Raw genomic sequence first — 21,506 nt, 5'->3', positions numbered from 1 at the left:
ACCTGTGGGACAGCCCTCATGGCTTCACCCGGCCGGCCCGGAGTTCCAGGTAGCGCTGCTCGGCGATGCTGGCGGTGGCCTTCGCGGCGCGGCGGTAGTGCTCGTACGCACCGGCCGTGTCGCCGGTCCTCTCCAGCAGGTGCGCGCGTACGGACAGCAGCCGGTGGTGCCCGGCCATCCGCTGGTCGCCGTCCAGGGTGGCCAGCAGGGCCAGCCCGGCCTGCGGGCCCTTGGTCTCGGCGAGTGCGATCGCCCGGTTGAGGGTGACCATCGGGTTGGGCGCGATCCGCTCCAGGATCAGGTAGAGGGCGTGCACCTGCGGCCAGTCGGTCTCCTTCGCCGTGGCCGCGTCGGCGTGCGTGGCGGCGATCGCGGCCTGCAACTGGTATGGGCCCAGCGCCGGACCGGCCAGCGACGACTTGACCAGCCCCAACCCCTCGTCGAGCAGCTCGCGGTCCCACTGCGTACGGTCCTGCTCGTCCAGCGGCACCAGGTCGCCCGCCGCCGACGTGCGCGCCGGGCGGCGGGCGTGGGTGAGCAGCATCAGCGCGAGCAGCCCGGTCACCTCGCCGTCCCCGGGCAGTTGCGCGTGCACCGACCTGGTCAGCCGGATCGCCTCGTGCGCGAGGTCCGCGCGGTGCAGCTCGCGGCCGGAGGAGGCGGTGTAGCCCTCGTTGAAGATCAGGTAGAGCACGTGCAGGACGACCCGCAGCCGCTCCTCGCGCTCCGCGCCCTCCGGCAGGCCGAAGGAGCTGCCGGCGGCCTTGATGCGCTGCTTGGCCCGGCTGATCCTGGCCGCCATCGTGGCCTCCGGCACCAGGAACGCGCGGGCGACCTCGGCAGTGGTCAGACCGCCGACCGCCCGCAGCGTCAGGGCGGTCCGGGAGGCCGCGGTCAGCGTCGGATGGCAGCACAGGAACAGCAGGACGAGCGTGTCGTCGGTGTCTGGCACGTCCTCCGGCACCACCTCGGCGGCCGTCGCCGACTCCCGCTCGCGGCGGGCGTGGTCGCTGCGCAGCTGGTCGATGAGCCGCCGGGACGCGACGGTGACCAGCCAGCCGCGCGGGTTGTCCGGCACCCCCTCGGCCGGCCACTGGACCGCGGCGGCGAGGACGGCCTCCTGCACGGCGTCCTCACACCCTTCGAACCGGCCGTGCCGCCGTACCAGGGTGCCCAGGACCTGCGGCGTGAGTTCACGCAGCAGGTCCTCGATGGCTGGTGCTGTCATGCCTCCAATTGTCCGTCGGCGAACATCACCTGCCGCACCTCGATGCCCAGACCGTCGATCGCGGCGTCCGGGATCCGCGCCGCCAGCTCGATCGCCCGCTCCTTGTTCTCGCAGTCGACCAGGTAGAAGCCGCCCAGATACTCCTTGGACTCCAGGAACGGCCCGTCGGTCACCACCGGCTGGCCGTTGCGTACGGACACCACGACGGCCTGGGACGGGTCGACCAGCGCCTGCGTGTTGATCAGCTCGCCCGACTTCTTCAACTCCTCGATGAACTCGCCGTGGCCGCCGCCGATCGCCGCCTTCTCCTCGTCGGTCAGCGCGTCCAGCACGGCCGGGTTGATGTGCATGCTGATCAGGAACTTCATCTCTGGCACTCCTCGTGGTTCGCGGGCCCCGGTCGGGCCCTTCGCCCAGTGGGTCGGAGCCGACCCGGCCGTCTTGACATCCCCGCCGGAACTTCCGCGGAAGATTTTCGCCGCCGCACCGCCCGTACCGATGTCAAGAAACTCCCGGCAGCTCCGACCAGCCGACGACACATCGAGAGAACAGGGAGTTTCCGACATGCGAGTCAACCGGGCATGGCTGGGGCTGGTCGTCCTCATGCTGCCGACGTTTCTCGTCGCCATGGATATGACGGCACTGCTCCTCGCGCTCCCACAACTGAGCGCCGACCTGGGGGCCACCGACGTCCAGCAGCTGTGGATCAGTGACAGTTACGGGCTCATGGTGGCCGGTCTGGTCATCACGACCGGCACGCTCGGCGACCGGATCGGCCGCCGGCGGCTGCTGATGACCGGCTGCGCGGCCTTCGCGGTGCTGTCGGTCGTGGCCGCCTTCGCGGTCGACCCGCTGATGCTGATCGTCGCCCGGGCACTGCTGGGGGTCGCCGGGGCGACCCTGGTGCCCTCCACCCTCGCGCTGATCACCAACATGTTCCGCGACGAACGGCAGCGCGGGCGGGCCGTCGCGGTCTGGGCGACCTGCCAGTTCACCGGCGGCGCGCTCGGCCCCGTACTCGCCGGGTTCCTCCTCCAGCACTTCTGGTGGGGCTCGGTGTTCCTCGTCGCCGTGCCGGCCATGGTGGTGCTGCTGCTCGCCGGGCCGGTCCTGCTGCCGGAGTTCCGCAGCGACCGGGCCGGGCGGCTGGACCCGGCCGGCGTCGGGCAGTCGCTCGCGGCGGTGCTCCTGCTGGTCTACGGAATCAAGCGGCTGGCCGTCGAGAGCGTGGGCGCCGGGAGCGTGCCCCTCGTACCGGTGGTGGCGGTCGTGGTCGGCGCGGCCGTCGGCGTGCTGTTCGTACGCAGGCAACTGCGGCTGGAGACGCCGCTGCTGGACCTCCGGCTGCTGCGCAGCCGCCCGTTCACGGCCGTGCTCGTCGCGCTGGTCTTCGCCGGCATGGCCATGGCCGGTACGGGGCTGCAGGTGACCCAGTACCTCCAGAACGTGCTGGGCCATTCGCCGGTCGCGTCGGCGATGCTGTTCGCGCCCATGGGCCTGGGTGTGGCGGTCGGCACCATGACCGCGCCGGCGCTCGCCCGCCGGATGAAGCAGCCGACCGCGATCGCCGGCGGGCTTGTGGTGTCGGCACTGGGCAGTCTGCTGCTGGTCCTCGCCGACGGCGGGCACGCCCTGCCGCTGGTGATGACCGGTATCACCGTGCTGGCGCTGGGCACCGGGCCACTGTTCGCGCTGGGCACCGGGCTGGTCATCGGGTCCGTGCCACCGGAACGCGCGGGCTCGGCGGCGTCGATGTCGGAGACCGGCAACTACTTCGGCGGCTCGCTCGGTTTCGCGCTGCTCGGGGTGCTGGCCGCGGTGGTCTACCGCAGCCGGACGGACGGCACGTCCGACTCGCTGGCCGGCGCGGTCGAGGCGAGCCGGCACCTTCCCGCCGACCGGGGCGCCGAACTGCTGAACACGGCGCGCGAGGCGTTCACGACCGGTCTGCACGTCATCGGCGGTGTCGCTGCGGTCCTCTTCACCGGGACGGCCGTACTGACCTTCTGGGCCTCCCGTGTCCGGACGGCCCGGGACGAGGTAGCGCCTACGCGTCTTCCCAGGCCATCGAGCTCATCCGCCAGCCGGTAGGCGTCCGTACGAACTGGATCGTCTTGCGGCCGGAGCCCTCGAACCGCTCGCCGTCGCGGATGCCGGACTTCCGGTACTGGCTGAACCGGTGCGCGACGGACCCGAAGACCTCGGTACGCTCGGCGACCTCCCACTCGGAGAAATCGGTCAGCGTCCCGTCGGTGAGCATCTTCTCCCGGGGAGCGATGAAGGACTCCAGGTCGTACACCACCGGCTCGGCGTCGGTGCCGCCGGTGTTCGCGATGATCGTCCCCTGTGGAATGAACACCTCTCGGACGACACCGAGGTCGGGCCGGCCACCGCCGGTGTTGGTGAAAGCACCGAAGAGGGCGCGCGTCAGCCGGTCGAGTTCGGCCTTGACCTCGGAAACGGGTGTCCCTTCGGCGGATGCCTCCGACGCGGGGGGCCACTCCTCGGCCAGGACCGACCAGACCTCGATGTCGTGCCGTTCGCCCCGGTACTCGGTGTGCTTCCGCAGCACACCGTCACGGGTCATCCCCAGCCGGCGCGCGACCTCGACGCTCCGGGTGTTGCCCGCCCGGACCCACCACTCGGCCCGGCTCATCCCACGCTCCGCGAAAGCCCAGTCGAGCAGCGCCCGGCACGCCCGGGTCACCAGCCCCCGGCCCTCCCCGGCGGCCTCCAGCCAGCAGCCGACCTCACACACTCCGGAGGCGCTGTCGAAGCGCGTGAACATGACGCCGCCGACGAGTGTGCCGTCCAGCCAGATCCCGTAGATCCGGGCGGTGTCCCCGGCCTGCTTGTCGGCGTAGCGCTGGAGGACCGCGGTGGCGGAGGCGCGGTCGGTGCTGAAGGTCGCCCAGGGTATCCAGGGGTCCACATGGGGCCGCGCGCGGTCGATGTGGGCGAGGAACTCCTGCGCGTGCCAGGGCTCCAGAGGGCGTAGCTGAGCGGTGTCGCCGAGCGGCAGTGTGAACACGGAAACCTCGTCCCTGGGTACGTAACAAGCGTTCGGTACGTAAGGTAGCAGCATGCCGCCCGCGCCCGGAGACCGTGAAGCCCGCCGTGACGATGTGTCCCGGGCGGTGTGGCAGGTTCTCGCCGACAAGGGGTTCGGCGGGCTGACCCTGCGCGCCGTCGCGGCCGCGATGGGCGTCTCGACCGGGATGCTCATGCACTACTTCCCGACCAAGCGGGCCCTGATCGCGCATGCCCTGGACCTGCTGGAGAAGCGCACCGCGGAACGCCCGCGCCGCGACCGTCCGGCCGACGGCCTGGCCACCGTGCGGGCCATGCTGCTGGACATCCTGCCGCTGACCGAGGGCGACACCGCCCGCAACCGCATCTGGGTCAGTTCCTGGGACCTGGCCCTCGCAGACGACGGACTCGCCACGGACCAGGCAGACCGCTACACCCGGTTGCGCTCGACGCTCCGCCCGCAGTTCGAGGCCGCGCGCGGCCTGGGCGAAGTGCCCGCGGCCGCCGACCCGGAGCGGCTCGCCGCCACCGCCGTCGCCTTCACCCACGGACTCGTCGTCCAGGCACTCTTCGACCCCGGCCGGTTCCCCGAGGACGTACAGATCGCGATGGTCGACGACTTCCTCGCCTCGATCACACCGCCCGGGCCCGCACGGCGATGAGCCGCCCGCTCCTTCGCACGGAGATGAGCCGCATGCCCCCTCGCACGGCGACGATCCGCCCGGACCCCCGTGCCCTCACCGCGCGAACGGCCCGTCGAGGGCGGCCCACTGGAGCAGCATGATGGTCTTGGCATCGGCGATCGTGCCGTTGCGGATCCGGTCGAGCGCCTCGGTGAAGGGCAGTTCCACGGTGGTGATGTCCTCGCCCTCCTCGGCGATTCCGCCGGGGCCGCCACCGACCGGGACGTCGGCCGGGTCGTAGGGGGCGGCGAAGAAGTGCAGGCGCTCGGTGACCGAGCCGGGGCTCATGTAGACGTCGAAGACGTGCTCGACGGCGCCGACGGTGTGTCCGGTCTCCTCGGCGGCCTCCCGGCGGATCGCCTCCTTTGGGCCGTCGCCGTCGAGGAGACCGGCGGCGGTTTCGAGCAGCATCCCGTCTGGATGTCCGTTGACATAGGCGGGGAGGCGGAACTGACGGGTCAGCAGCACGGTGCGCCGGTCGGTGTTGTGGAGCAGGATGGTCGCCCCGTCGCCCCGGTCGTACGTCTCGCGCTGCTCGCGGCTCCAGTGTCCGTCGCCGTGCCGGAAGTCGAAGGTGGTCTTCCGCAGTACGTACCAGTCGCTGGAGAGCAGCTCCACCTCGCGGATCCGCACGTCCGGGTTGCCGGTGAGGTCGCGGCCGTGCTGGTCCAGGCCGGTGCGCCCGCGCCGGTCGGGGGTGTCGATCCCGGCGGTCATCGGGCGGCCGGGACGGCGTCGAGGCCGGGGTAGACGTCCTTGCCCTGCGCGCGGGCCCGGGCGACCATCCGGTCCGCCCCCTCGGAGGGGCCGCCGATGCGCAGGACCGCGTCGCAGCGCGAGAGCAGCCGCTCGGCGACGGGGTGGAAGATCTCCTCGAACACCGCGTCGCCGGGGCCGGTGCTGCCGGCCGTCTCCAGAAGCGGCAGGGCGAGGGCCTCGCCGGTGACGGGCAGGTGCCCGGCGCGGAAGAGGACGAGCGCGGCCTCGTTCATCGCCCGTACGTTGGCCTCCAGTTTGCGGGGGTCGTCGTCGGTGCCCGAGCGGTAGGGGCCCGCGACGAGAATCATCAGGGCGCGCGGAAGGGCGTGCGGGCGGGCGTCGGGAAGGGTGTGCTGCCGGGTGCGCGGAAGTGCGCTCGGAACGTCGGTCATGGGCGTTCATTCCTTGGGGACGGGTGCCGGATCGGGCACCCGGCACGGATTCAGACGAGGAGGCTGTCGACGCCCGCGTCCCGCAGGGCGTCCAGGGTCGCCGGACCGCTGGGGTGCGTGGTGGCGTCCTCGGCCGCCCTGTCGGTGACGAAGCGGTCCACCGCGTCGAGCGGGGCGACCCGGCTGAACGCGCGTACGCCCAGCTTGGTCGCGTCCGCCACCGCGATCGTGCGGGTGGTCCGGGCGAGCCCGGCCTGCTTGACGGCCGCGTCGTCCAGCGAGAACTCCGACCAGCCGTGTTCGGCGTGCACACCACCGATGGACATCACGAAACAGTCGAAGGCCAGGGACTCCAGCGTGCGCAGCGCCAGCGGGCCGACGAGGGAGCGCTCGCCGGGACGGGAGCGGCCCCCCACGACCAACAGATCGATCCCGGGCCGGTCGGCCAGGGTCAGGGCCGCCTGCAGACTGAGCACGGCGACCGTCAGCGGGGCCCGGGCGGCCAGGTGTTCGGCGACGTGCACGGTCGTGGTCCCCGCGTCGAGCAGCACTCGCGAGCCCGGCTCCACCAGCCCGGCCACGGCAGCGCCCAGACGGTCCTTGGTGGCCGTCTGCCAGGGCTCCCGCGCGGAGAATCCCGCGTCCTCCTCACGAGGACGGGTGGCGACAGCGCCACCGTGCACCCTTCGCACCAGGCCCTGACGCTCCAGTGCGTCGAGGTCCCTGCGCACGGTCATTTCCGAGACGCCCAGACGATGGGAGAGCTCCGACACGGAAACCCGGTCGGAGCCCTGCACCAATCGCAGGGTCAGGTCCAGACGATTGGCGACACCCATGGCTCATTTCTACCATGCTCAAGTTCAAATGAACATGAGAGTGTGCGGATTCTGCTATTGGTCGTCGTCGTGGCCGTTGTCGTCGTCGCGCAGCCTCCGCCAGATACGAGTGCGGTGCAGCGCGTAGAGGGCGACGATCAGGAACACCACCTGCAGTCCCACGGCGAGCAGCCAGAAGATGCCCCGGCTCTCCAGCTCGTCGGTCAAGTAGGTGAAGTTCATGCCGAAGAACCCGGTCAGGAAGCTCAGCGGCAGGAAGATCGTCGACACGATCGCCAACCGGTTGATCACGCTGTTCTGCTCGCCGGACACCAGCGAGGAGTAGCTGGCGAAGGCGCGGCGGGCGGAGTTCTGGAGCGACTCGATGTCCGTGAGCACCAGCCTCGTGGTGTGCTGGTAGTCGCGAGCGAGCTTCTGGCGCTTCTCGGGAAAGCCGGGGTTCATCATCCGGCGGGTGAAGATCTCGTCCGTCACCTGAAGGTACGGCAGCAGCGCGTGGTGCAGGAGTGCCCCGCGCCGGCGCAGCTGTGCCAGGCGGTAGACATGCTGCGGAACCCGGTGCTGGAACATCTCGTCCTCCAGGTCCTCCACCTCCAGCAGGGCCTGCACGGCGGACCGGCGGAAGGTGTCCAGGGCCTCTTCCAGCAGCAGGAACAGCATGGCCACGCTGTCGGGCGGCCGTTCGTGCGGCAACCTGGACGTGAGGCTCCTGACCGGTCCGGCCGGGCCCCGGTGCACCGTGATCAGATATCGCTCGGTCACGAAGGCATGGACATGCGTGATCCGCTCCGCCTCGACCGCCGGCACGACGAACGCGGCACTTTCCCCGAGGAATTCGGCCCGCGCGGATTCGCCTTCCCTGCCGAGCCACGCCACGTCCTCGGCCTCCAGCCCGAGCAGGTGGGCGACCGGCTGTTCGTCGGGCGGCGGCTCCTCGGGCAGTTCGACGTCCACGAGCAGGAAACGGGATGCCGCCAGATGCTCACGTGCCTCCGACACATGGGGGTTGGTGACGGTCCCTTCCGGCATCGACACCATCGATACGATCATCGTTCCTCGCCATGGGTCACCGGGACCGGCCGCGGCCACCACGTACGCCTCGGTACGCGGAGCCGGAGCCGGGGCCGGACACGGATCCGTACGCTGACCCATCTTCGGGGCGGGAGGCGCGCCGGGCCGGACGCACGCGCCGACCACGAGGATGACGCCGCCCTGCCCGGCGGACGGATGCCCGGGCTGTTCGGCGTAACGGACTGTGTCGTGCGGGGGGCGGCGCGGACGCCCCCGCACGACGAGGAACAGCCGTACCGGGCGGGACGCGCTACTCCCCGATGGCCCCGCGGCAGCACTGCGATGTCGTCTTCGACTGGTTGCAGGAGAAGCTGCCGACGCGCTGACAGGGGTGCCCCGGGCCGCGACCCGGAGCACCGCCGCTCCCGTTGTCAGACGACGACGAGACGCTTGGGCGCCGCGCCCCGGCCGAGGTTGCGGAAGAGCTTCTTGATGTCCTCCGGGGCGAGCTTGATGCAGCCCGCCGACTTGTAGTCGCCCACGCCGTCCCAGCGCCGGCTCTCGGTGCCGCCCTGCCCTCCGGCGCGGGTCATCTCGCTGTGGATGAAGAGTTCGGTACGCGTGGTCCGGCCGTTCTTGCACGTCTTGTTGCTCAGCGGGATGGCGTACCCCTTGATGAGGTTGCCGTTGTAGCGGGTCTGGCGGGCGCCGACGGTGTAGGTCCCCGCGGGCAGCCACCCCTTCGCCGAGGCGCACTCGTCACGCCCCTTGGCGTGGTTGCGGCCCAGTCCGGAGCCGGCCCGGAAGACGGCCTGCGTCTTGTTGCCGCGCACCACCAGCAGACGCGAGTTCTGCGGGTCGGCGGAGTTCCGTACGAACTTCAGGGTGGTGACAACGGCGCCGGCGGCGGCAGGCCGGCCGTCGGCCGGGGCGGCGGCCCGACCGCTCGGGGCGGTGACGGCGGCAACGGTCATCAGGGCCATGGCGCTCAGGCCGATGGCGGCGGCACGGACACGCAGGGGAGAGGTCGCGGACATGGGTGATCGCTCCTTCGAGAACGGGGGAGGCGGCCTGCCCCGGGGAGTCCGGGGCGCCGTGGACCAACCATGCGATCTCGGGGAGCCGGAACGGAACTCCTGGCGGCGATGCGCCGATGGGCGGCCATGCATGCCCTCATGCGTGCCTGATGCACCGCTCCGGCCTGCGCTTATGCACGCCGGACGACTACCGGACGCAGGGTGGTCGGGCGGCGGCACGCGAAGGGCCCGGAGCGGGAACGGGCCCGCACACCCGTACCGGGCATCTCACCGCCCGGCGGCCGACTGCCGTACCCGCACACCGAGTCCGTCGTTTTTGACGACGGTCGGATCGAGCACCGCTGCTACGGTTCGTACCCATGCCCACCAAGACGCTGCAGATTCCCACCGAGGACGGCCAGGCCGACGCGTTCGCCGCCTGGCCCGAAGGCGGCGGGCGGCACCCCGGAGTGCTGCTGTACATGGACATCTTCGGAGTACGTCCGGTGCTGGAGGAGATGGCCCGCGAACTGGCCGGGCACGGGTACTACGTGCTCGTTCCCAACGTCTTCTACCGGAACGGCCCGGCACCGGTGACCGACCTTCCGGAGCGCATCGGAGGAGAGGCCCGGCCCGCGCTGTTCGCCCGGCTGGTGCCCCTGCTTGAGGCGCACACCACCGAACGCGCCCTGCGTGACGCCGACGCCTATCTCAAGTTCCTCACTGCCCAGCCCGAGGTCGGCGCGGGACCGGTCGCCGCGATCGGCTACTGCATGGGTGCCGCCCTGGCGCTGCGCACCGCGGCGGCCCACCCCGACCGGGTGGCCGCCGTCGCCGGATTCCACCCCTCCGCGCTGATCACCGACGCGCCCGACAGCCCGCACCGCATCGCCCCCCAGGTCACCGCCGAGGTGCACTTCGGCATCGCCGAGAGCGACATGTCACCCGAGGCCGTCGGAGAGCTCGACCAAGTGCTGGAAGCCGCGGGCGTCGACCACACCTGCGAGATCTACCCCGGCACCGTCCACGGCTTCACCATGGCCGACACCGAGGCCTTCGACGCCGCCGCACTACAACACCACTGGGACCGGCTGCTCCACCTCTTCGACCGCACCCTGGCCAAGGGCTGAGGCTGCGGCCCGGGGACCGGCGGGTGGGAGCCACGAGCCATTCACGAGGGATTCGTGAGATGCGGATCGCGGAGCCGCGCCTAGCATGATCGTTATGGACATCTCCATTCACACGAGTTCCCTCCCGCACGACGATCCGGAGGAGTCCCTGGTCTTCTACCGCGACGTCCTCGGCTTCGAGGTACGCGCCGACGTCGGGCAGGGCAGGATGCGCTGGATCACGGTCGGTCCCGTCGGCCGGCCCGGCACGTCCATCCTGCTGGCCCCGCCCGCCGCCGACCCCGGAGTCACCGACGACGAGCGCCGCACCATCGCCGAGATGATGGCCAAGGGCACCTACGGCTGGATCCTGCTGGCCACCCGGGACCTCGACGCCACCTTCGAGCAGGTGCGGGCCGCCGGCGCCGAGGTCGTCCAGGAACCGACCGAGCAGCCGTACGGCATGCGCGACTGCGCCTTCCGCGACCCCGCGGGCAACATGGTCCGGATCCAGGAACTGCGCTGAGCCGCTCGGCGGCGACGGGGCAGGTGGCGCCGGCCGGCGTACGGACCGAACCGGTCAGGAATCGAGAAGCCCCGGTCGCCGTGCTGTAACTAGCGTGTTGGACATGGCATCCATCGAAACCGTGACCCTTGAGGTGGCCGACCCCGCGGCCGCCGAGCGCTTCTGCGCCACCGCCTTCGGCCTGGACACCCAGATCCGCCTGCGCGCCTCGGAGGCCCCCACCACCGGCTTCCGCGGGTTCACGCTCGCGCTCACGGTGTCCCGGCCCGCCACCGTTGACAGCTTCATCGGCGCCGCACTCGACGCGGGCGCCACCTCGCTGAAGCCCGCCGCGAAGTCGCTCTGGGGCTACGGCGGCGTCGTACAGGCCCCGGACGGGACGATCTGGAAGGTCGCGACCTCGGCGAAGAAGGACACCGGCCCCGCCACTCGCCAGATCGACGAGATCGTGCTCCTGCTGGGCGTCGAGGACGTGATCGCGAGCAAGCGGTTCTACGTCGGCCAGGGCCTTGCCGTGGCGAAGAGCTTCAGCCGTGTGTACGTCGAGTTCGCGGCCGGCGAGAGCCCCGTCAAACTGGCGCTGTACCGTCGCCGCGCACTGGCCAAGGACCTCGGCGTCTCTCCCGACGGCACCGGGACGCACGGGCTCGTGATCGGCGGCGCCGCCGGCCCGTTCACCGACCCGGACGGGTTCGCGTGGGAGGCCGCCTCATCGGCCGTTCCGGCCGAACACCACCGGGCGTGACCGCGGCGACAAGGCGGGCGCGAAGGGGCCGGCCTCGGCGCTGAGGCCGACGCACCGGCCCTCCACGCCGCGCCCGGCACGTACCGTCGGCCCGCGTGAGCCCGAGGCCGCTGCAAGGGCGAGGGCCCGGACAGCTGTCCGGGCCCTCGCAGGGAACGTCGCTCAGTGCTCTGAACGTTGCTCAGTCACCGGTGTTGGTGGCCCAGACGGGACGGTTGGCGCTGTCGTAGACGACCACGTTGCCGTCGTCCTGGACGGAGAGGTACCGGCCCTTGTGCCAGGTTCCGGCGGCCCAGAGCGGGTCACCGGCCCGGTTGTAGACGACGAGGTTGCCGTCCTCCTGCATGACGAGGCGGTCGGCGTTGGGGTAGACGTTCGGGGCCTGCCAGACGGGGTGGCCGTCCTTGTAGACGACGACGTTGCCGTCGCTCTGCACGCGCAGGATGGTACGGCCGTTGCCGGAGGTCCAGGCCTGGTTCCGGCCGAGGGTGGCGGTCGGGTAGAAGTGGGAGTCGCTCCGCAGCGCCGAGTGGGCCTGCGTGCTCCGGACGGGGTGGCTGCTCGCCGCGGCGTCGGCAGCCGGGACGGAGGCCAGGACGGGCAGGACTGCGAGGGCGAGCGCGGGAAGGCCGCGTCGCACGAGGTTCTTGATCACAATCCCGGATTTACGCAGGTCACGGATGTCCGCGCCAGGCACGCGGCCATGAACGTACCCGGACGGCCCAACAACTTCAGTGCCGAAACGACACTGCTTGCGCCGGTTGCGCGGCACCGTGCGGCCCCTCGCGGTCCATCCCGGCAGGCTCGACTTCGACTCGGCTTCGATTGCGACTTCGACTCGGCTTCGATTCCGATTTCGATTTCGATGTCACCGAACCCGCGGAACGCCGGATCAGCCGTGGGCGGCGAGGAAGGCGCGGACGCCGGCGGCGGCGTAGTGGTCGAGGTCTGCCTCGGTGTGCTGGGTACTGCCGTGGAACATGGCCTTGTTCACGGGGATCCACAACAGCAGGCCGGAGAAGTGATGGGCGGCCAGCATCGCGTCGTCGGTCCGGAGCAGACCCTCCTCGGTGAGGTGCCGGAAGGTCTCCGCCAGGGTGACCAGCACCCGTTCGAAGCCCTGTTCGTACCAGGCGGTACCCAACTCGGGGAAGGCGTCGGCGTTGGCGATGATCAGGCGTCGCAGCTGAAGGACCTGAGGCCGGGTGAGGGCGGCCAGGAACTGGCGGGCGAGCCGGGTCAGGTTCTCTTCCAGGTCACCGGCGTCCGCGGGGATGGCGGACACCAGGTCGATCATGCCGTCGATGCGATCGGTGGTGGCCAGGACGATCTCGGAGAACAGCTTCTCCTTGTCCGCGAAGTGCTTGTAGACCGTCTGCTTGGACACCGCGGCCAGTTTCGCGATGTCGTCCATGCTCGTTCCCGAGTGCACCACGCGCGAATTCCCGGCCGGGGCGCGTCGGAGCGTTCGTCGCCGAGGTCCGTGCACACTGCCGGTCACGCGGTCGAGTCCGGCTGCCGTTGCGGGGGTATGGATCTCCTATGAAGTGGTGGTCACCGCAGACCGGTTCACGTTCACCCGGACTGCGGCGCACCGTACACAAGGTCCGCGACGTCCCGTACACCCCGGGCCGAAAGGGAAACGAATGGCTGGTCCTCTGTCCGCCTCCGCTGTACTGAAGGCGTTGCGCGCCGAGGGCGTGCGCGTGGTCGAAGTAGGAAACTGGCGTACTCACAACCGCAATTCGAAGGGCCCATGGGGCCCGGTCAACGGCAGCATCGTGCACCACACAGTGACCAAGGGCACCGCCGCGACGGTCCGGATGGTCCGCGACGGCTACGCGGACCTGCCCGGCCCGCTGTGCCACGGGATGATCGCGAAGGACGGCCGGGTGCACATGGTCGGCTGGGGCCGCGCGAATCACGCCGGTGGCGGCGACCCCAAGGTGCTCGACCAGGTCATAGCGGAGTCGTACGGCACCCGGCCGACTCCGCCGACGCGAGGCAACAGCAACGGAGTCGACGGCAACGCGCGCTTCTACGGGTGGGAGTGCGAGAACCTCGGCGACGGCAAGGACCCCTGGCCCAAGGCCCAGTACGACGCGATCGTCCGTGTCCAGGCCGCCCTGTGCCGGGCGCACAAATGGTCGGCGAAGTCCGTGATCGGCCACCTGGAGTGGTCGAACGACAAGATAGATCCCCGCGGCTTCACCATGCCCAAGCTCCGCGCCGATGTTTCCGAGCGGCTCAAGCACCCCGCGAGCTGGAACCCCGGCTCGGACCAGGAGGAGGACCCCATGGCAGGCATCACCAAACGCGACATCTTCGACGCCGTGTGGAAGACCGACGCGATCGGCGGCCCGGCGGACGCGGCGGACCACTCGACGAATCCGACGTGGCAGCCGCAGTCCATCCTGAAGGACATGCAGGCCCGCATCCGGTCCATGGACAGGCGGATGGCCGCACAGACCGCCGCGATCACCGCGCTCGCCGGCCAGGTCGGCACGGGCGCCGACACACGGACCGTCGTCGCCGCGGTCGAGGCCGCGATCGAGCGGGCCGCCACCGAGACCGAGACCGACCCCGTGGACGCCTGACCGACACTGACCCCGTGGACGCCTAATCGCCTGCCGGCCGGCTTCCCGTCGCGGGGCCGGGCGTGGCGCTCAGGGGCAGTAGCCGGGGACGCTTCGCGGTGCGGCCGGCGCCGGAGGACCGGCCGCGGAGGCGGCGTCCGAGCCAGGGACCGAGGAACGCGGCCGCCCAGCGCAGCTCGGCCGCGGTGGCCTGACGGCGGGTGGGGATCCTCTGCGGCGGCAGGGGGAGAGTCCAGGCGTCGTCGCTGCCGGGCAGGTGGATCGCTTCGGCGACGGCTTGGGCGATCCGCTCGTGGCCCAGCGGACTGGCGTGGAGCCGGTCGGCACTCCACAGCCGGGGATCGGTGGTGACGGCCGCCCGGCCGGTTTCGGCGACCGCGACGCCGTGACGGGCGGCCGCCGCACGGATGCGGGCGTTGAGGTCGAACACGCGTGACCTGATCGGCCGGGCAAGGGGCACGATCTTCCCCACGTCGGGGAAGGTCAGCGTCACCACACGGGCTCCGGCCCCGGTGAGTGCCGCGAACATCTCCTCCATGTGCCCGGCCACCTCCGCGGCGTCGAACCGGGGCCGGAGCAGGTCGTTGACCCCGGAGACAACGGTGGCCAGGTCGGGCCGCAGCGCCAGGGCGGGCCCCAGCTGTTCGGCGCGGACCTGACCGGCGACCCGGCCCCGTACGGCGAGGTTGGCGTACCGGAGCCCAGGGCCGACGGCCGTGAGGTGCTCGGCGAGCCGGTCGGCGAAGCCCCGCAGCCCGACGGTGTCGTCACCGTCGCCGAGCCCCTCGGTCTGGCTGTCGCCCAGGGCGACGTAGCGCAGGTACTCACTGTTCGGCATGTGCCGACCGCCGTTCCTGGAGAACGGCCGCGATCCGCCGGCACCAGTCCAGGTGCTCCTGTTCGAAAGCCAGGCCGCGCAGACAGGTCAGGTACGGCCCGATCCGCTCGCCCCGGCGGAGGAACTCGTCCTCGTCCACTTCGCCGCGCAACTGCCGCAGCAGCTTGCCGAGAAGCTCGATCTTGGCCTCGGCCGCGGACGCGCGCTCCTGGAGCTGCTCGATCACCGACGCCGTACCGATGCGGTCGGCGACCTGGACCTTGACGAGCAGATCGTCGCGGATGAACGAGGGCTTCGACACGGCCGCGGCGAACTTCTCCAGCTCGGCACGACCGGCGTCGGTGACCTGGAACAGGCGTTTGTTGGGCCGGGTCTCCTGGATCACTTGCCGCCCCGCGACCAGCCCTTCCTTCTCCAGCTTGGCCAGCTCCGCGTACAGCTGCTGCGGCAGGGCGTGCCAGAAGTTCGCGACGCCGATGTCGAACGCCTTCGCCAACTGGTATCCGCTGTACTCACCGTCCAGCAGCGCCGCCAGCACGGCATGTCGCAAAGCCATCGAAGCGACCCCTTCCCTTTGCTCGTCCGCCCCTGCATCATACTCAAGAAAATGACTAATCATATTCTTGATTACTCTTGAGCTTCAGGAGGAGCCATGGAGACCGTGAAGGCAGCGGAGACCACCGAACGCTTCCGCGCCGCGGTGGAGAAGGGTGAACCGACCGCGCTGAGCGAGCTGTTCACCGAGGACATCCGTCTCTACAGCCCCGTGAAGTTCACTCCCTTCGAGGGCAGGCCCATGGTGCTGGGGCTCTTCGGAGTGCTGCTGCGCACCTTCGAGGACTTCCGCTACGTCGGACGCTTCGAGGGAGCGGCCGAGACGAGTGCCGACGGCGAAGAGGCCCCGTCGACGATCCTGCTCTTCCGTGCCACCGTGAACGGCAGGCAGATCCACGGCATCGACCTGCTCCAGTTCGACGGGACGGGCCGGATCAAGGAGTTCACCGTGATGGTCCGCCCCCAGTCCGCCGTGCACGCCCTGGGCCAGGCGGTACTGGACGGCCTGGTCGCCGACGGACTCGTCCCCGGGACCGTGGACCGCTAGGGCCTCTCGCGCTGGGGTCGCAGCCGAATCCGGGATGCGCGCGGACGGCCGGTGCTGGGAGACTTCCGGTATGCCGCTTGTCGAAGCCCTGCCCGGAGTGTCCATCGAGTACGAGACCTTCGGTGACCCCGCCGATCCGGCCGTCCTGCTCGTGATGGGTTTCAGCGCCCAGATGATCGCCTGGCACGAGGACTTCTGCCGCGCGCTCGCGGAACGTGGACGCTACGTGATCCGGTACGACAACCGCGACTGCGGGCTGTCCACCAAGTTCGACGAACATCCCGTCGACGTGGGCCGGTTCATCGACGCCGTGAGCTCGGGCGACATCCCGTCCGCCCGTGCGATGGCGCCCTACACGCTGCGGGACATGGCCGACGACGGCCTCGGCCTGCTCACCGCGCTCGGCATCGAGCGGGCTCATGTGGTCGGAACCTCGATGGGCGGAATGATCGCCCAGATGATGGCCATCAGCCGGCCGGAGCGAGTGCTGACCCTGACGTCGATGATGTCCTCGACCGGCGAGCCCGACTACGGCCGACCCAGCCCCGAGGCCCAGGCGGTGGTTTCCAGCCCGAAGCCGTCGGATCGCGAGGGGTACATCGCGGCGGCGGAACGGGACCTGGTGTGGGCCTCCAAGCGGTACGGCGACCCGGCGCCCCTCCGTGAGCTGGCCGCCCGGAGTTACGACCGGGCCCACCACCCGGCCGGAGCCGGGCGGCAACTCGCGGCAATGGTTCTCAGCGGCCCGCGCACCGATGCGCTGCGCGGGCTTCGAGTGCCGACCCTGGTGATCCACGGCCTGGACGACACGCTGACCGACCCCAGCGGAGGAAGGCGCACCGCCGAGCTGGTGCCCGGCGCGAAGCTCCTGCTGATCGCCGACATGGGACACGACCGCCCCCGCGAACTCTGGCCCGGGATCATCGACGCCCTGGAGACCCACACCCGGCCGTGAACCAGCGCTCGACTGCCGTCCGCAACCCGGCGAGTTCGGCCGGGTCCGGTACGGGGGAGCCGCCGGCCCAGGCCACGTATCCGTCGGGGCGCACCAGCAGGGCGGAGAAGCCGGCCGGGCCCTTGACGCGCTGTGCGACGACCGGGTCGATGGCGTCCTGGTCCGTTGCCAGTACGGCCGCCACCGACCCGTCCTCGGTCAGGTCGATCAGCAGCGGCCGGGCGCTGCGGGCGAGTTCGGCCAGCCGGACCTTCTCGGTGCCGGTGATCAGCTCCAGGTCCGGTGCGAAGTAGCCGACCGCGGGGTGGGGGTCGGGGACGCCCATCTCGTAGCGCACATCGGTGCCCGCGGTGAGGTCGGCGAGGCGCTGGACGACCTCCTTGCCGGTGAGCAGCTCGGTGAAGAGCTCGCGCAGGGCCGTGGTGTCGCTCCCCGGCGCGGTGAGCGCGGACTGCGCCTCGGCGTTGAGCACCATCCGGCGGGCGGCCAGGCGGCGCTCGGTGTCGTAGCTGTCGAGCAGGCCGGGCGGGGCGGTGTCGCGCAGCGTGGCGGCGAGCTTCCAGCCGAGGTTGGCGGCGTCCTGGAGGCCGAGGTTCAGCCCGGGGCCGCCGCCGGAGGTGTAGACGTGGGCGGCGTCGCCGACGAGGAGGACCCGGCGGTCGCGGAACCGGTCGGCGACCCGGGTGTTGCCGCCGGTCAGCCGCCGCAGCACATGGGGGCCCGGCCCGTCCGGCGGGCCGAGCGGCAGATCGACGCCGAGGACGCGGCGGACGCTCGACTCCAGCTCGGCCAGCGTCATCGGCTCGTCCGTCGCGGGCTGGTCCCACTCGGTGGTGCTGATCAGCGGCGGCTGCCCGGGGAACGGCGCGTACGAGAAGCCGCCCCGGTCGGCGCGGTGGGGGAGGAAGGGCAGCACCGGCCCGTGGCCGGGCACGGTGAGCGCGCCGTTGACGGGGTCGACCCAGTCGGCCGGGACGGTGGCGTGGGCGGTGCGGTTGGTGCGGCGGTCGTAGCTGACGCCGGGGAACCCGATCCCGGAGAGCTTGCGGACCACACTGTGCGCGCCGTCCGCGCCGACCACGTAGCGGGCGCGGAGCTGTCGGTCGCCGTCGGGGCCGGTGACGTCGAGAGTCACGGCGTCCTCGTCCTGGGCGACGGCCCGGACCCGGTGTCCGCGCCGCAGGTCGACCCCGAGCGACCGGGCGCGCTCCTCCAGGACCTGGACGATGCGGTGTTGCGTGGCGGCGAGGCCGAAGACGGGACTGGCGTCCAGCAGGCCGAGGTCGAGGCCCATGGCGGCGAACATGAAGTAGGCGGAGTTCGGCCGCGGGGGTTCCGGGCTGCCGCTGAGCGGCTCGTGCAGGCCGCGGTGGTCGGCCAGGCGCACCACCTGGCCGAGCAGGCCGTTCGCCTTGGGTTCGGTGCTGGGCTGCGGGAGTTGCTCCAGCACGATCGGGCTGATGCCGGCCAGGCTCAGCTCGCAGGCCAGCATCAGCCCGTTCGGGCCGCCTCCCACGATGATCACGTCGGCTGTCACGGTCGTGCCTCCTTGGTGCGGAAAGGAAGGAAGAGAAAGGGGAGGGGAGCGCGGTGTTACGGGACCGGCAGGCCGGCGGTGAGCTGCTCGAAGACCTGGGCCAGGACCGCGCCGAGCGGTGCGGCTTCGTCGGCGCGCAGGCTGTGCTCGACGGCCACCGCGGTGCCGGCCGCGACCGCGGCCGCGACCAGCTTCGGGTACACATCGCGTTCGGCATCGGTGCCGGTCCGTTGCGCGACGGCCCTGGCCAGCTCCTGCTGGGCGGCGGCGTTGGTCTTGACGATCTCGCCGGCCAGCGCGGGTTCGGCCAGCATCAGCCGCACCCCCTCGCGCCACCGTTCGTTCTGTGGCGCGTTTTGGGACGCGGGGCTCTGCGGCGGTACGAACCGGCCCAGGACCGCGTGCAGCAACGAGTCCCAGAGCGGTTCACCGGCCGGGCGGTCGAGCAGGTCGTCGGCGATCCGGAGCATTCTCTCCAGGTGACCGGCGGCGATCGCCTCGGCCTTGCCGGAGAAGTAGTTGCGGAAGGTGCGGACGGAGACATCGGCCTCGGCCGCGATCTGGTCGACCGTCACATCCGCCCAGCCGTGCAGGACGCAGAGCCGGATCGCCGCCTGGCTCAGCGCGACCCTGGTCTCCCGCTTCTTGCGCTCGCGGAGTCCGGACTGCCCGGTCGTGCGGGCCTCGTCTGCTGGTGTCATGCGAGCAGCGTAGAACAAATCTTGCCGTCGCGGCAAGATTGCCGAAACGGAAAAGTTGCCAAGATGGAAGGTTTTTGCCGCCTGGGTGGAAGGTGCGCTCAGGCCGGTGGCGGCCCTTGCCGCGCGGCGTCCAGGGGTGGCGGTGCTGCGCGCTTGCGCATTCGGGATTTCCTTCTGTGGGGGTCCGATGGGGGTGGGCGAGGTGCGATCCCGCCGTGCGGATTTGGGGACCGCGGCCACTTTCGAAGAATGCGCCGGCCTCGTGCCAATTACTCTTGGCTGGCTCAACTGGGCCTGCGGTAAAGGGAGTTGGTGGATTGGACGGACGGTGTGCGCAGCGGTCCACCGGTACCCCGGCATAGGAGCCGCGTAGCCCCCCGCAAGGAATCCGGCGTCCCATGAGAGGCCGTGGGGATCTCCGCAGTGAACTCCCCGGAGGCGAAGGAGGGTGAGATGGACAGTCCGGACAGCTCCGGGATCGCGCTGAGCGTCGAGCGGGGGCAGGCCACCGACGAGGAACTGGCCGCGCTCACCGTGGTGTTGCTCGCGCTGCGGTCCGAGCCCGAACAGTCGCCGGAGAGGCAGGCCGTCGCCGGCTCGCGGTGGTGGCGGCACGCGGACCGGTACAACGCCCCGCTCAGCTGGCAGTGAGGGGACCGCCATGACGACGACCATCGACCCCTCGGCCTCCGCTTCCCCCGCCCCGGACGCCGCCGCCCCGACCGATGTCCGGGGACGTGTCGTGGAGCTGCACGCCCTGCGGGAACTGGCCCGCAGCGGGCCGAGCGAGAAGGCGACCGAGGCCCAGCACGCCAAGGGCAAACTGACCGCGCACGAACGGCTGGCGCTCCTCTTCGACGAGGGCACCTTCTGCGAGGTCGAGCAGTTGCGGCGGCACCGGGCCACCGGCTTCGGGCTGGAGGACAGGAGGCCGTACACCGACGGAGTCATTACCGGCTGGGGGCTCGTGGACGGCCGGACCGTCTTCGCCTTCGCCCACGACTTCCGGATCTTCGGCGGTGCGCTGGGCGAGGCCCATGCCACGAAGATCCACAAGATCATGGACATGGCCATCGCGGCGGGTGCGCCGCTGGTGTCGCTGAACGACGGCGCAGGCGCCCGTATCCAGGAGGGCGTCTCCGCGCTCGCCGGTTACGGCGGGATCTTCCAGCGCAACACCCGGGCCTCGGGTGCGATCCCGCAGATCAGCGTGATGCTCGGCCCGTGCGCGGGCGGCGCGGCCTACAGCCCGGCGCTGACCGACTTCGTCTTCATGGTCCGCGAGACCTCCCAGATGTTCATCACCGGACCGGACGTCGTGAAGGCGGTCACCGGTGAGGAGATCACCCAGAACGGGCTGGGCGGCGCGGACGTGCACGCCGAGACCTCCGGCGTCGCGCACTTCGCGTACGACGACGAGGAGACCTGCATCGCCGAGGTCCGCTACCTGATCGGGATGCTGCCCTCCAACAACCGGCAGGACCCGCCCGTCCAGCCCACCCGCGACCCCGCCGACCGGCGCAACGACGGACTCCTGGACCTTGTGCCCCTCGACGGCAACCGCCCGTACGACATGCACGAGGTGATCGAGGAGATCGTCGACGACGGCGACTACCTGGAGGTCCACGAGCGCTGGGCCCGCAACATCATCTGCGCGATGGCCCGGCTCGACGGCCAGGTCGTCGGCATCGTCGCCAACCAGCCGCAGTCACTGGCCGGGGTGCTGGACATCGGCGCCTCCGAGAAGGCCGCCCGCTTCGTCCAGATGTGCGATGCCTTCAACATCCCCATCATCACGCTGCTGGACGTGCCCGGCTTCCTGCCCGGCGTCGACCAGGAGCACGGCGGGATCATCCGGCACGGGGCCAAGCTCCTGTACGCGTACTGCAATGCGACCGTGCCCCGGATCTCCCTCATTCTGCGCAAGGCGTACGGCGGTGCGTACATCGTGATGGACAGCCAGTCCATCGGTGCCGACCTGACGTACGCCTGGCCCACCAACGAGATCGCGGTGATGGGCGCCGAGGGCGCCGCCAACGTCATCTTCCGCCGGCAGATCGCCGCCGCCGAGGACCCGGAGGCGATGCGCGCCCGCATGGTCGAGGAGTACCGGACCGAACTCATGCACCCCTACTACGCCGCCGAGCGCGGGCTCGTGGACAACGTCATCGACCCGGCCGAGACCCGGGAAGTGCTCGTCAAATCCCTGGCGATGCTCCGCAACAAACACGCCGACCTGCCCTCCCGCAAACACGGAAACCCCCCGCAGTAGCCCCTCCGGCGGGTCCGATCACAGCCGATCGGACCCGTGCGGATGTGACCGCATATGACAGGTAAACGGTCCCGGACGGTGCGCCCGCGCCCGGAGCCGGAAACCGGCCACCGAGAGTTCGCCGCCGATCACCCGCTTCGAACTCCTGGACGGGTAATGTGATCCCGGA

Annotated in this window: 24 protein-coding genes; 10 read left to right on the top strand and 14 right to left on the bottom strand. The window is 70.9% G+C overall.

Features of this window, described 5'->3' with window-relative positions:
- Nucleotides 1-16: 16 nt before the first annotated feature.
- Nucleotides 17-1,228: an RNA polymerase sigma factor gene (locus AADR41_RS10660; RefSeq protein WP_342281095.1), complete on the bottom strand. Its 1,212-nt coding sequence runs from the start codon at nucleotides 1,226-1,228 to the stop codon at nucleotides 17-19.
- Nucleotides 1,225-1,596, bottom strand: coding sequence for a YciI family protein (locus AADR41_RS10655; RefSeq protein ID WP_342281094.1), 372 nt, complete (start codon nucleotides 1,594-1,596; stop codon nucleotides 1,225-1,227). Before AADR41_RS10655 ends, AADR41_RS10660 begins: the two co-directional genes overlap by 4 nt.
- 196 nt (nucleotides 1,597-1,792) lie before the next feature.
- Between AADR41_RS10655 and AADR41_RS10650 the strand changes: the two genes are divergently transcribed.
- Nucleotides 1,793-3,319 (top strand): MFS transporter, encoded by a 1,527-nt coding sequence (locus AADR41_RS10650; RefSeq protein ID WP_342281093.1) that lies wholly within the window; start codon nucleotides 1,793-1,795, stop codon nucleotides 3,317-3,319.
- Here the strand turns inward: AADR41_RS10650 and AADR41_RS10645 are convergent.
- The gene (locus AADR41_RS10645) at nucleotides 3,276-4,259 is read right to left on the bottom strand and encodes a GNAT family N-acetyltransferase (RefSeq protein WP_342281092.1); all 984 of its coding nucleotides are present in this window, start codon (nucleotides 4,257-4,259) and stop codon (nucleotides 3,276-3,278) included. The genes AADR41_RS10650 and AADR41_RS10645 overlap by 44 nt on opposite strands.
- A 52-nt stretch (nucleotides 4,260-4,311) precedes the next feature.
- On the opposite strand from AADR41_RS10645, the gene AADR41_RS10640 reads away from it, so the two are divergent.
- The gene (locus AADR41_RS10640) at nucleotides 4,312-4,920 is read left to right on the top strand and encodes a TetR/AcrR family transcriptional regulator (RefSeq protein WP_342281091.1); all 609 of its coding nucleotides are present in this window, start codon (nucleotides 4,312-4,314) and stop codon (nucleotides 4,918-4,920) included.
- 75 nt (nucleotides 4,921-4,995) lie between these two features.
- Here AADR41_RS10640 and AADR41_RS10635 read toward each other — a convergent pair whose 3' ends face one another.
- From AADR41_RS10635 to AADR41_RS10615, 5 genes are all read right to left on the bottom strand, one after another.
- The gene (locus tag AADR41_RS10635; protein ID WP_342281090.1) at nucleotides 4,996-5,658 is read right to left on the bottom strand and encodes an NUDIX domain-containing protein; all 663 of its coding nucleotides are present in this window, start codon (nucleotides 5,656-5,658) and stop codon (nucleotides 4,996-4,998) included.
- Nucleotides 5,655-6,008, bottom strand: coding sequence for a DUF4406 domain-containing protein (locus tag AADR41_RS10630; protein WP_342281098.1), 354 nt, complete (start codon nucleotides 6,006-6,008; stop codon nucleotides 5,655-5,657). Before AADR41_RS10630 ends, AADR41_RS10635 begins: the two co-directional genes overlap by 4 nt.
- 134 nt (nucleotides 6,009-6,142) lie before the next feature.
- Complete coding sequence (locus tag AADR41_RS10625; RefSeq protein ID WP_342281089.1) at nucleotides 6,143-6,928, bottom strand: DeoR/GlpR family DNA-binding transcription regulator; 786 nt, start codon at nucleotides 6,926-6,928, stop codon at nucleotides 6,143-6,145.
- Nucleotides 6,929-6,982: 54 nt separating this feature from the next.
- On the bottom strand, nucleotides 6,983-7,978 hold the full coding sequence (locus tag AADR41_RS10620) for a magnesium transporter CorA family protein (protein WP_342281088.1): 996 nt from the start codon (nucleotides 7,976-7,978) through the stop codon (nucleotides 6,983-6,985).
- A gap of 392 nt (nucleotides 7,979-8,370) precedes the next feature.
- The gene (locus tag AADR41_RS10615; RefSeq protein ID WP_342281087.1) at nucleotides 8,371-8,976 is read right to left on the bottom strand and encodes a L,D-transpeptidase; all 606 of its coding nucleotides are present in this window, start codon (nucleotides 8,974-8,976) and stop codon (nucleotides 8,371-8,373) included.
- Between the two features lie 359 nt (nucleotides 8,977-9,335).
- Here AADR41_RS10615 and AADR41_RS10610 point away from each other — a divergent pair, with 359 nt between their 5' ends.
- The 3 genes from AADR41_RS10610 (at nucleotide 9,336) to AADR41_RS10600 (ending at nucleotide 11,335) form a co-directional block, all read left to right on the top strand.
- On the top strand, nucleotides 9,336-10,085 hold the full coding sequence (locus AADR41_RS10610) for a dienelactone hydrolase family protein (protein ID WP_342281086.1): 750 nt from the start codon (nucleotides 9,336-9,338) through the stop codon (nucleotides 10,083-10,085).
- Nucleotides 10,086-10,179: 94 nt separating this feature from the next.
- On the top strand, nucleotides 10,180-10,590 hold the full coding sequence (locus AADR41_RS10605) for a VOC family protein (RefSeq protein WP_342281085.1): 411 nt from the start codon (nucleotides 10,180-10,182) through the stop codon (nucleotides 10,588-10,590).
- Nucleotides 10,591-10,693: 103 nt separating this feature from the next.
- Nucleotides 10,694-11,335, top strand: coding sequence for a glyoxalase (locus AADR41_RS10600; protein WP_342281084.1), 642 nt, complete (start codon nucleotides 10,694-10,696; stop codon nucleotides 11,333-11,335).
- Between the two features lie 181 nt (nucleotides 11,336-11,516).
- Here the strand turns inward: AADR41_RS10600 and AADR41_RS10595 are convergent, their stop codons facing one another.
- On the bottom strand, nucleotides 11,517-11,990 hold the full coding sequence (locus AADR41_RS10595; protein WP_342281083.1) for a hypothetical protein: 474 nt from the start codon (nucleotides 11,988-11,990) through the stop codon (nucleotides 11,517-11,519).
- Between the two features lie 237 nt (nucleotides 11,991-12,227).
- Nucleotides 12,228-12,749: a TetR/AcrR family transcriptional regulator gene (locus AADR41_RS10590; RefSeq protein WP_342281082.1), complete on the bottom strand. Its 522-nt coding sequence runs from the start codon at nucleotides 12,747-12,749 to the stop codon at nucleotides 12,228-12,230.
- A gap of 232 nt (nucleotides 12,750-12,981) precedes the next feature.
- Here AADR41_RS10590 and AADR41_RS10585 point away from each other — a divergent pair, with 232 nt between their 5' ends.
- On the top strand, nucleotides 12,982-13,932 hold the full coding sequence (locus AADR41_RS10585) for an N-acetylmuramoyl-L-alanine amidase (protein ID WP_342281081.1): 951 nt from the start codon (nucleotides 12,982-12,984) through the stop codon (nucleotides 13,930-13,932).
- A 22-nt stretch (nucleotides 13,933-13,954) separates the two neighbouring features.
- On the opposite strand, the gene AADR41_RS10580 is transcribed toward AADR41_RS10585, so the two are convergent.
- Both AADR41_RS10580 and AADR41_RS10575 read right to left on the bottom strand, forming a co-directional pair.
- Nucleotides 13,955-14,770 carry an SGNH/GDSL hydrolase family protein gene (locus tag AADR41_RS10580; RefSeq protein WP_342281080.1) on the bottom strand — a complete coding sequence of 272 codons (816 nt, stop codon included), beginning with the start codon at nucleotides 14,768-14,770 and terminating at the stop codon, nucleotides 13,955-13,957.
- The gene (locus tag AADR41_RS10575; protein ID WP_342281079.1) at nucleotides 14,757-15,326 is read right to left on the bottom strand and encodes a PadR family transcriptional regulator; all 570 of its coding nucleotides are present in this window, start codon (nucleotides 15,324-15,326) and stop codon (nucleotides 14,757-14,759) included. The genes AADR41_RS10580 and AADR41_RS10575 overlap by 14 nt, the downstream gene beginning before the upstream one ends.
- A 96-nt stretch (nucleotides 15,327-15,422) precedes the next feature.
- Between AADR41_RS10575 and AADR41_RS10570 the strand changes: the two genes are divergently transcribed.
- The gene (locus tag AADR41_RS10570) at nucleotides 15,423-15,872 is read left to right on the top strand and encodes a nuclear transport factor 2 family protein (RefSeq protein WP_342281078.1); all 450 of its coding nucleotides are present in this window, start codon (nucleotides 15,423-15,425) and stop codon (nucleotides 15,870-15,872) included.
- Between the two features lie 70 nt (nucleotides 15,873-15,942).
- Nucleotides 15,943-16,827 carry an alpha/beta fold hydrolase gene (locus AADR41_RS10565; protein ID WP_342281077.1) on the top strand — a complete coding sequence of 295 codons (885 nt, stop codon included), beginning with the start codon at nucleotides 15,943-15,945 and terminating at the stop codon, nucleotides 16,825-16,827.
- Here AADR41_RS10565 and AADR41_RS10560 read toward each other — a convergent pair.
- Both AADR41_RS10560 and AADR41_RS10555 read right to left on the bottom strand, forming a co-directional pair.
- Entirely contained in the window at nucleotides 16,793-18,364 is a 1,572-nt protein-coding gene (locus tag AADR41_RS10560; RefSeq protein ID WP_342281076.1) for an FAD-dependent monooxygenase, read from the bottom strand. The genes AADR41_RS10565 and AADR41_RS10560 overlap by 35 nt on opposite strands.
- Nucleotides 18,365-18,420: 56 nt before the next feature.
- On the bottom strand, nucleotides 18,421-19,065 hold the full coding sequence (locus tag AADR41_RS10555; RefSeq protein WP_342281075.1) for an acyl-CoA-like ligand-binding transcription factor: 645 nt from the start codon (nucleotides 19,063-19,065) through the stop codon (nucleotides 18,421-18,423).
- A 453-nt stretch (nucleotides 19,066-19,518) separates the two neighbouring features.
- Between AADR41_RS10555 and AADR41_RS10550 the strand changes: the two genes are divergently transcribed.
- Both AADR41_RS10550 and AADR41_RS10545 read left to right on the top strand, forming a co-directional pair.
- Complete coding sequence (locus AADR41_RS10550; RefSeq protein WP_342281074.1) at nucleotides 19,519-19,716, top strand: acyl-CoA carboxylase subunit epsilon; 198 nt, start codon at nucleotides 19,519-19,521, stop codon at nucleotides 19,714-19,716.
- 10 nt (nucleotides 19,717-19,726) lie between these two features.
- Nucleotides 19,727-21,337, top strand: coding sequence for an acyl-CoA carboxylase subunit beta (locus tag AADR41_RS10545; RefSeq protein WP_342281073.1), 1,611 nt, complete (start codon nucleotides 19,727-19,729; stop codon nucleotides 21,335-21,337).
- Nucleotides 21,338-21,506 lie beyond the last annotated feature (169 nt).

Source organism: Streptomyces sp. CLV115 (genome assembly GCF_038448545.1).
GTDB classification, from domain to species: Bacteria; Actinomycetota; Actinomycetes; order Streptomycetales; family Streptomycetaceae; genus Streptomyces; species Streptomyces sanglieri.
This window is presented reverse-complemented; position numbering and strand designations above follow the sequence as displayed.

What these genes read in the sequence shown, in the direction of transcription:
- AADR41_RS10660 (WP_342281095.1), bottom strand. Translation starts at nt 1,228, where the DNA reads ATGACAGCACCAGCCATCGAGGACCTGCTGCGTGAACTCACGCCGCAG.
- AADR41_RS10655 (WP_342281094.1), bottom strand. Translation starts at nt 1,596, where the DNA reads ATGAAGTTCCTGATCAGCATGCACATCAACCCGGCCGTGCTGGACGCG.
- AADR41_RS10650 (WP_342281093.1), top strand. Translation starts at nt 1,793, where the DNA reads ATGCGAGTCAACCGGGCATGGCTGGGGCTGGTCGTCCTCATGCTGCCG.
- AADR41_RS10640 (WP_342281091.1), top strand. Translation starts at nt 4,312, where the DNA reads ATGCCGCCCGCGCCCGGAGACCGTGAAGCCCGCCGTGACGATGTGTCC.
- AADR41_RS10635 (WP_342281090.1), bottom strand. Translation starts at nt 5,658, where the DNA reads ATGACCGCCGGGATCGACACCCCCGACCGGCGCGGGCGCACCGGCCTG.
- AADR41_RS10630 (WP_342281098.1), bottom strand. Translation starts at nt 6,008, where the DNA reads ATGATTCTCGTCGCGGGCCCCTACCGCTCGGGCACCGACGACGACCCC.
- AADR41_RS10625 (WP_342281089.1), bottom strand. Translation starts at nt 6,928, where the DNA reads ATGGGTGTCGCCAATCGTCTGGACCTGACCCTGCGATTGGTGCAGGGC.
- AADR41_RS10620 (WP_342281088.1), bottom strand. Translation starts at nt 7,978, where the DNA reads ATGATCGTATCGATGGTGTCGATGCCGGAAGGGACCGTCACCAACCCC.
- AADR41_RS10615 (WP_342281087.1), bottom strand. Translation starts at nt 8,976, where the DNA reads ATGTCCGCGACCTCTCCCCTGCGTGTCCGTGCCGCCGCCATCGGCCTG.
- AADR41_RS10610 (WP_342281086.1), top strand. Translation starts at nt 9,336, where the DNA reads ATGCCCACCAAGACGCTGCAGATTCCCACCGAGGACGGCCAGGCCGAC.
- AADR41_RS10605 (WP_342281085.1), top strand. Translation starts at nt 10,180, where the DNA reads ATGGACATCTCCATTCACACGAGTTCCCTCCCGCACGACGATCCGGAG.
- AADR41_RS10600 (WP_342281084.1), top strand. Translation starts at nt 10,694, where the DNA reads ATGGCATCCATCGAAACCGTGACCCTTGAGGTGGCCGACCCCGCGGCC.
- AADR41_RS10590 (WP_342281082.1), bottom strand. Translation starts at nt 12,749, where the DNA reads ATGGACGACATCGCGAAACTGGCCGCGGTGTCCAAGCAGACGGTCTAC.
- AADR41_RS10585 (WP_342281081.1), top strand. Translation starts at nt 12,982, where the DNA reads ATGGCTGGTCCTCTGTCCGCCTCCGCTGTACTGAAGGCGTTGCGCGCC.
- AADR41_RS10580 (WP_342281080.1), bottom strand. Translation starts at nt 14,770, where the DNA reads ATGCCGAACAGTGAGTACCTGCGCTACGTCGCCCTGGGCGACAGCCAG.
- AADR41_RS10575 (WP_342281079.1), bottom strand. Translation starts at nt 15,326, where the DNA reads ATGGCTTTGCGACATGCCGTGCTGGCGGCGCTGCTGGACGGTGAGTAC.
- AADR41_RS10570 (WP_342281078.1), top strand. Translation starts at nt 15,423, where the DNA reads ATGGAGACCGTGAAGGCAGCGGAGACCACCGAACGCTTCCGCGCCGCG.
- AADR41_RS10565 (WP_342281077.1), top strand. Translation starts at nt 15,943, where the DNA reads ATGCCGCTTGTCGAAGCCCTGCCCGGAGTGTCCATCGAGTACGAGACC.
- AADR41_RS10555 (WP_342281075.1), bottom strand. Translation starts at nt 19,065, where the DNA reads ATGACACCAGCAGACGAGGCCCGCACGACCGGGCAGTCCGGACTCCGC.
- AADR41_RS10550 (WP_342281074.1), top strand. Translation starts at nt 19,519, where the DNA reads ATGGACAGTCCGGACAGCTCCGGGATCGCGCTGAGCGTCGAGCGGGGG.
- AADR41_RS10545 (WP_342281073.1), top strand. Translation starts at nt 19,727, where the DNA reads ATGACGACGACCATCGACCCCTCGGCCTCCGCTTCCCCCGCCCCGGAC.